Below are 6,289 nucleotides of genomic sequence, written 5' to 3' on the forward strand. Positions count from 1 at the left end.
GGCGGTAATAATTAGCTTCATGGCAGACAAAAGCGCCGGCAGCCGCCCGCCGCGACAGCGGCTCAAGACGCTAACCCAGGCGGCAATGAACGCCGACGTCACCGTGAACCAACTGGAAGGCGTGTTAGGCGGCTTGGGCGACACCCTGACGGACCTCAACAATTCGCTCTCGATCTTGAACAGTGCGGTGGACCGCCTCGACGGCGGCCTGGACCACTTCGAGACCACTCTGAGCAGGATTGATGACCTGATGAAGCGGCTGGTTACCCTCGTCGCACCGGTCGAGGCGATCGTCGAACGCATCGACTACATGGTGGGTGTCGGCGAGACGGTGATGTCGCCGTTGTCGGTGACCGAACACGCGGTGCGCAACGTGGTGAACGCAGTGCGGGACCGCACTCGTCGCTGACCCCGTGCCACATCCCGACCCGGTTCCCGCTCCGCCGTTCGCCGAGGGCACCGGTCTGCCGTGGGATGTCTCGGTGCCCGACGCCGTCGCGGCGATCGCGGCGGCCCGCGCCAGACACGGCGACACCTTCGCCGTGCACAGCGGTCAGGATCGCTACCTGTTCACGTTCTCCCCGACCGGCGTCGAATCGTTCTACGGACTGCCCGAAGAGAAAGCCAGCAAGGGCGTCGCCGATTATCTGATGCTGCGCCGCAAACTCCCCGACGAGATCTTCGACGGGCGGCGCATCCTGCCCGGCACGCTGTTCCGCCGCGACGACGTCGTCGGCTACTTGGCCAACCTGGATCGCGCGCTCGAGCAGACCACCGCCGAGTTGGGATCGTCGGGCTCGCTGGACGTCTTCGACCTGACCCGCCGACTCGGCCACCGGATGGGGCTCGCCTCGTGGGCCGGGCCCGGATGTGCCGAAGGCGAGACGTTTGATCGACTGGCGCGGGCCTTCGACATCCTCGACGGCTCTGACGCTTTCGTACATCCCGACGCGATGGCGGCCGTCGCCGCGTCGAACAAGCGCGCTGAGCACGCGGCCCTCTACGAGGTTGCCGAGATCGTCGCCGCTGCCGTGCGCCGCTGGGACGCCGGCGGCACCGACGATCAGGGTCTGTTCGGCAGGATTGTGGACGCCTGGAGTTCTGAGGCGCAGGACAACCGGTTGCGGGGAATCGCGTTCGACGTCGCGCTGATTCACATCGCCTCGATGTCCAATCTGGCCGCCGCGCTCGGGTGGGCGTTGGTCGACATGCTCGAGCACCCTGCGCATCTGGCCCGGGTCATCGCCGGCGATGCCGACCTGGCACAGCGGTGCGCACTGGAGTCCACACGTCTGGCGCAGCGCTCTATCATGTCCCGCACCGTGCTGTCCCCGGTTTGCCTGGACACCGGCGAGGTCAGCTACCAGGTGCCGCCGGGATGGACGATCGCCACGTTGCTGCCCCTGCTCAACACCTCCGCCGCGCCGGGGCTGGAAAACTGGGACCCCGACCGATGGACCCGACACCGGCTTACCGACGAGAAGGCGCTCCCCTCGCCCATGCTGGTGACGGCGTTCGGTCATGGACGGCATTCCTGTCCGGCACAACCATTTTCACTCTCGGCGATGACGGCGGCGATGACACACTTGTTCGGCCGCTATCAGATGACGCCGGGTTGGACGACGCACCCGCAGCCCGTTCCCGCCCAGATCGGGGGTGTGGCACGAGCGGACGGGCCCTGTCGGCTCGACTACGTCCGCCGCTGAGGCCACCCGGCCGCTAGCCACTGTTGCGCAGCGCGCTGGCCAGCCCGTTCATCGTCAGCAGGATTCCGCGCTGCACCAGCTCGTCGTTGTCGCCGGAGCGGTAACGGCGCAGCAGCTCGACCTGCAAGTGGTTCAGCGGTTCCAAATACGGGAATCGGTTGAACACCGAACGCGCCAGCGCGGGATTGTCGGCGAGCAGGTCGTCCTGACCGGTAATCAGCTTGTGCGCGTTGATGCTTCGCTGGTGCTCAGCAGCGATCTTGTCAAACACCCGGCGCCGCAGCGCTTCGTCCTTCACCAGCTCGGCGTAGCGGGCCGCCAGCCCCAGATCCGTTTTCGCGAGCACCTGCGCCATATTCGACAGCACCGTCTGGAAAAACGGCCACCGTTGATAGAGGTCACGCAGCAGCTCGACTCGCCCGTCGCCGTCGGCGATCCAGCTCTCCACGGCCGAGCCGGTTCCGTACCAGCCCGGCAGCATCACGCGCGACTGGCTCCAGGCCAGCACCCACGGGATCGCCCGCAGGTCGGCGATCGACGATGTCGGTTTCCGCGACGTCGGGCGGCTGCCGATGTTCATCGACCCGATCTCGCTTACCGGTGTGGACTGTAGGAAGTAGTCAACGAAACCCGGTGTCTCGTGCACCAATTCGGTATAGGCACGCTGAGCTCGGTCGGCCAGCTCGTCGAGGATCTCGTAGGCCGGGCCGGCCGCGTCGCCGAGACCCTCGACGTCAAGCAGGGTGGACTCCAGGGTGGCTGCCAGCAGTGTCTCCAAGTTACGTTGCGCCGTCTGCGGTTCGGCGTATTTGGCGGCGATCACTTCGCCCTGCTCGGTCAGCCGCAGCGAGCCGTTCACCGCGCCCGGCGGCTGGGCCAGGATGGCCTGATAGCTGGGGCCGCCGCCGCGGCCCACCGTGCCGCCGCGACCGTGGAAGAGCCGCAACCGGATTCCCATCTTGCGTGACGATTCGACGAGGTCGAGCTCGGCCCGGTACAGCGCCCAGTTGGCGGTCAGGTAGCCGCCGTCCTTGTTGGAGTCGGAGTAGCCGAGCATCACCTCCTGGCTGTCGCCACGAGCCCGCACAATGGCCCGATAGATCGGAAGGTCAAGTGCCGCTTCCAGAATCGATGCACCCCGACGCAGGTCGTCGATCGTCTCGAACAGCGGCACGATACCCATCGGGCAGTGCGGCTCGGCGTCGGACGCGTCGAGCAGACCGCACTCCTTCAGCAGGATCGCCGCTTCCAGTAGGTCGGAGACGGAACGACACATCGAGATGACGTAGTTGGGCACCGCCGGCGAACCATAGATGGCGACCGCGTGGGCGGCCGCGCTGATGATGGCGAGCTCTTTGCGGGCCAGGTCGGACAATTCGTCGCGGTCGCCGATCAACGGCCGTCGGGTGCTCAGCTCGGCGGCCAGGATGTTGACCCGTTCGTCTTCGCTCAGTGAGCTGTAGTCGGGGTGCACTCCGGCCCAGGCAAGCAACTCCGCGACGACCTCCTCGTGGACGTCGGAGTTCTGCCGCATGTCCAGACCGGACAGGTGAAAACCGAAGACGTGCACGGCTTCTCGCAATCGGGCCAACCGGTCGTCGGCCAGCAGCGCGCTGCCGTTTGCCCGCAGCGAGGCATCCACGGTGTCGAGATCGGCCCGCATCTCCCCCGGTGTCGCGTAGGGCGGAAGGCCGAGGTCGAGCAGGTTCGCCGGCTGGCGATCCAGGATCTCCGCGGCGGTAGCGGTGAGGCGGGCCCGGATGACGCACACTGCCCGCCGGTACGGCTCGTCCGCGGGATGCTCGTCGCAGTGCTCGGCCAACGCCGCCAGTTCATCGGTGACGGCGACCAGTCGCGCCGACATCGAGAGTTCCTGCTCCAGGGCGGTCAACTCGGCAGCATAGTGACCCAGCGCGGTGTAGGCCGCGCTGCCGGTGGCCAGCCGCACCACGTCCGCGGTGACGTTGGGGTTGCCGTCGCGGTCGCCGCCGATCCACGAGCCGGGCTGCAAGATGGGTTCCGGCAGCAGGTCGGCGTCGGGCCACCGGCTGCGTAGCGCGTGCCGGACCTGGGCGTTGACCTTCGGCATCACCTCGAAGAACGCGGTCTGGTAGTACCTGAGCCCTACTGCGATTTCGTCGGAGATCTGCAGCCGCGACAGCCGGATGAGCGCGGTCTGCCAGAGCGTCAGCACCCGGCGGCGAAGTTCCAGTTCGATGTCGCGCCCATCGTCGGTGTGGATGTGCCCCCGCGCGTGCAGCCGCATCAGCTGGGTGATCCGGTGCTGGGTGTCGAACACCGTTCGGCGGCGGGTCTCGGTCGGATGGGCCGTGATGACCGGGGAGACCAACGCGCCGGCCAGCGCCTCGGCGACGGTCGTCGCGTCCAGTGCTGCAGCGTCGAGCTTGAGATAGGTGGCGGCCAGGCTGCTGTCCTGCGGCGGGTCGCCTGCGGCCACGTGGATAGCGCGGCGCCGTTCCCGGTGAATGTCCTCGGCCACGTTGGCCAGCAACGCGAAGTGGCTGAACGCCCGGATCACCGGGATCGCTTGGTGGATGTCGATGCCTTCGAACATGCGGGCCACCTCGGCGCGTTCGATCTCCGAGCGACGCACCCGAAACGACTCAACCCGGGCCCGCTCGACCAGAGCGAACACCTCGTCGCCGTTCTGCTCGCGCACGGTGTCGCCGAGGATCGCGCCGAGCAGCCGGATGTCCTCGCGCATCGGCTCGGTGGCCTCGCGGCCGGTGCGGGTGCGCTGTACGGCGCCGATCGGTTCCAGCCCGGTGTCGGAAACGCCAGCCATGACTCCAGTATCGGGGCGCGGGGGCTAGTCCGCGCTGCGAGCGGGATGGCTCAGGCGTTGTATTTGATGCGCAACGCCATACCGATGATGGCCACCAGCCAGATGCCGACGAGGAACAACGTCAGTCGGTCCAGGTTCTTCTCCACCACCGTCGACCCGGACAGGCTGGACTGCACTCCGCCGCCAAAGAGTGTCGACAGACCGCCACCCTTGGCGCGGTGCAGCAGCACCAACAGGACCACCAGGACGCTGGTGACCACCAGGGTGATCTGCAGGGCCAATTCCATGGCCAACACCTTACCGGCCGACGGGCGGCGGCCTCAGACCGGCGCTGTGGGCGAGGTTAGCTAATGGTCCCTGGCTCGTCGAAGCTCAACGTGTCGTTGGTGTAGTTGATGTAAATCGGATCTTCATTGAATGGTGCGTAGCCGCTGTCTATGGAGGTTCCCGACGTGACCGACGGCGCGTTGTCCACTCCGTTGTCGCTGACGACGTACTGGTACAGCTCTGTACCGCCCTGACTGGGGTCGCTGCTGTAGACCGTAATCGTGCTTCCGTCCGGCACGGAGCTGTTGTCTCCGAGGAGGGATGACGGGATGGTTCCGTACACACCGCCGGAATCGACATCGTCGGAAACCGTTGAACCGACCGTCTGGCCGTTGGTCGTTACCGTTTCGTACAAGCTGCTGATCGGGGCCCCGCTTGACGAGTCATTCACCGTGTATATGGCCGTGCCCGGGTTGGCGTTGGTGGAACTGACGACCAGGTCGCCGGTGTCGGTGTTCGGGGTTACGTCGACGGTCACACCGTCGAAGCCGTCCGCCTGCAACGGGCTCTCGCTCGGACCCACGCCGTCCCCGACACCCAGAATGCCGGTTACATCGTTATCGGAAAGAAATTGCTGGAAATCCAATGGCGAGCCCGAGCTCAGCGACGTCGGCCAGGACAGGATCTCCACGTCGATGGGGGTATTCGTGGTGTCGAGGACGCCGTTGCCGTAATCGACCGTTGCGTCGTCGTAGGTCAGATAGATGTAGTCCACCCCGCCGCTGTAGCCGGCCTCGTTGATGCCGGTGGGTATACCGAGATCGATCAGTTGGGTCAGGCTGAGGTCTGTGGCGGGGATGACCAGGCCGCTGGATCCCGTGTCGACCAGCAGCGTCTGGTCCGAGCCTCCTTCAATCGAGGCCTGCACGGTCGGCTCGGTGTCCTCTTGCACGGCGATCGGAATGTCGTAGGTGCCCGATGTGGGGTCGGATCCAGTCGACGCAGCAGACGCAGCAGACGCAACCGGGTCTGCGGTCGACGGAAGCGCGGTTGACGGAAGCGCCAAATCGATCGAGTTCAGGCTGCTGAGCAGACTGTCGGTCCAGCTGGTCAGATCCGTCGCGGCGGTGGGGTCGAAGCCGGCGATCGCGTCGCTCAGCGACGTGATCAGGGGCTGGATGATCGGGTCGAGCAGCGTGTCGATGTCGGCCTTGGCCGGGGCCGCCGAACCTGTCGCCATCGCCGCCGCGGCAGCAAACGCGCCGACCGACCCACTCACGACCGCCAACCCACGCCGACGCACCTTAGAATTACCTGAGTTCTTGATGCCCTTGGCGCTGTCGCGAGCAGCCATTCGGATGCCTCCCCAACGTTGGTAGAGCTGCCTAACCACCAAAACTTAACGGCCCTGTATTTCTATCAGGTTTCGTTAAGCTAAATGCCATCCGGCGGGCCGTCAACTCGAAACGCCCCAGCAGCCCCGTCTGCCCCACCGGTCACGGCAATGGAC

5 protein-coding genes are annotated in these 6,289 nt (G+C 66.1%); 2 read left to right on the top strand and 3 right to left on the bottom strand.

Annotated elements, in window-relative coordinates; translation table 11 throughout:
• The first annotated feature begins 10 nt into the window (after positions 1-10).
• Together VEI45_RS02080 and VEI45_RS02085 are read left to right on the top strand one after the other, a co-directional pair.
• Entirely contained in the window at positions 11-409 is a 399-nt protein-coding gene (locus VEI45_RS02080; RefSeq protein WP_324849664.1) for an ATPase, read from the top strand.
• Between the two features lie 4 nt (positions 410-413).
• Entirely contained in the window at positions 414-1,706 is a 1,293-nt protein-coding gene (locus VEI45_RS02085; protein WP_324849656.1) for a cytochrome, read from the top strand.
• Between the two features lie 13 nt (positions 1,707-1,719).
• On the opposite strand, the gene ppc is transcribed toward VEI45_RS02085, so the two are convergent.
• The 3 genes from ppc to VEI45_RS02100 are packed head-to-tail and all read right to left on the bottom strand — an operon-like array spanning position 1,720 to position 6,133.
• A complete protein-coding gene (gene ppc, locus VEI45_RS02090; RefSeq protein WP_324849658.1) occupies positions 1,720-4,512 on the bottom strand; it encodes a phosphoenolpyruvate carboxylase in 2,793 nt (930 codons plus the stop codon).
• 50 nt (positions 4,513-4,562) lie between these two features.
• The gene (secG, locus tag VEI45_RS02095) at positions 4,563-4,799 is read right to left on the bottom strand and encodes a preprotein translocase subunit SecG (protein WP_324849660.1); all 237 of its coding nucleotides are present in this window, start codon (positions 4,797-4,799) and stop codon (positions 4,563-4,565) included.
• A gap of 56 nt (positions 4,800-4,855) precedes the next feature.
• Positions 4,856-6,133, bottom strand: coding sequence for a PecA family PE domain-processing aspartic protease (locus VEI45_RS02100; protein WP_324849662.1), 1,278 nt, complete (start codon positions 6,131-6,133; stop codon positions 4,856-4,858).
• Positions 6,134-6,289 lie beyond the last annotated feature (156 nt).

The organism is Mycobacterium sp. (genome assembly GCF_035623875.1).
GTDB lineage: Bacteria > Actinomycetota > Actinomycetes > Mycobacteriales > Mycobacteriaceae > Mycobacterium.

Excerpts from the sequence above, each read along its gene's own strand:
- ppc (WP_324849658.1), bottom strand. The coding sequence starts at position 4,512 with ATGGCTGGCGTTTCCGACACCGGGCTGGAACCGATCGGCGCCGTACAG.
- secG (WP_324849660.1), bottom strand. The coding sequence starts at position 4,799 with ATGGAATTGGCCCTGCAGATCACCCTGGTGGTCACCAGCGTCCTGGTG.
- VEI45_RS02100 (WP_324849662.1), bottom strand. The coding sequence starts at position 6,133 with ATGGCTGCTCGCGACAGCGCCAAGGGCATCAAGAACTCAGGTAATTCT.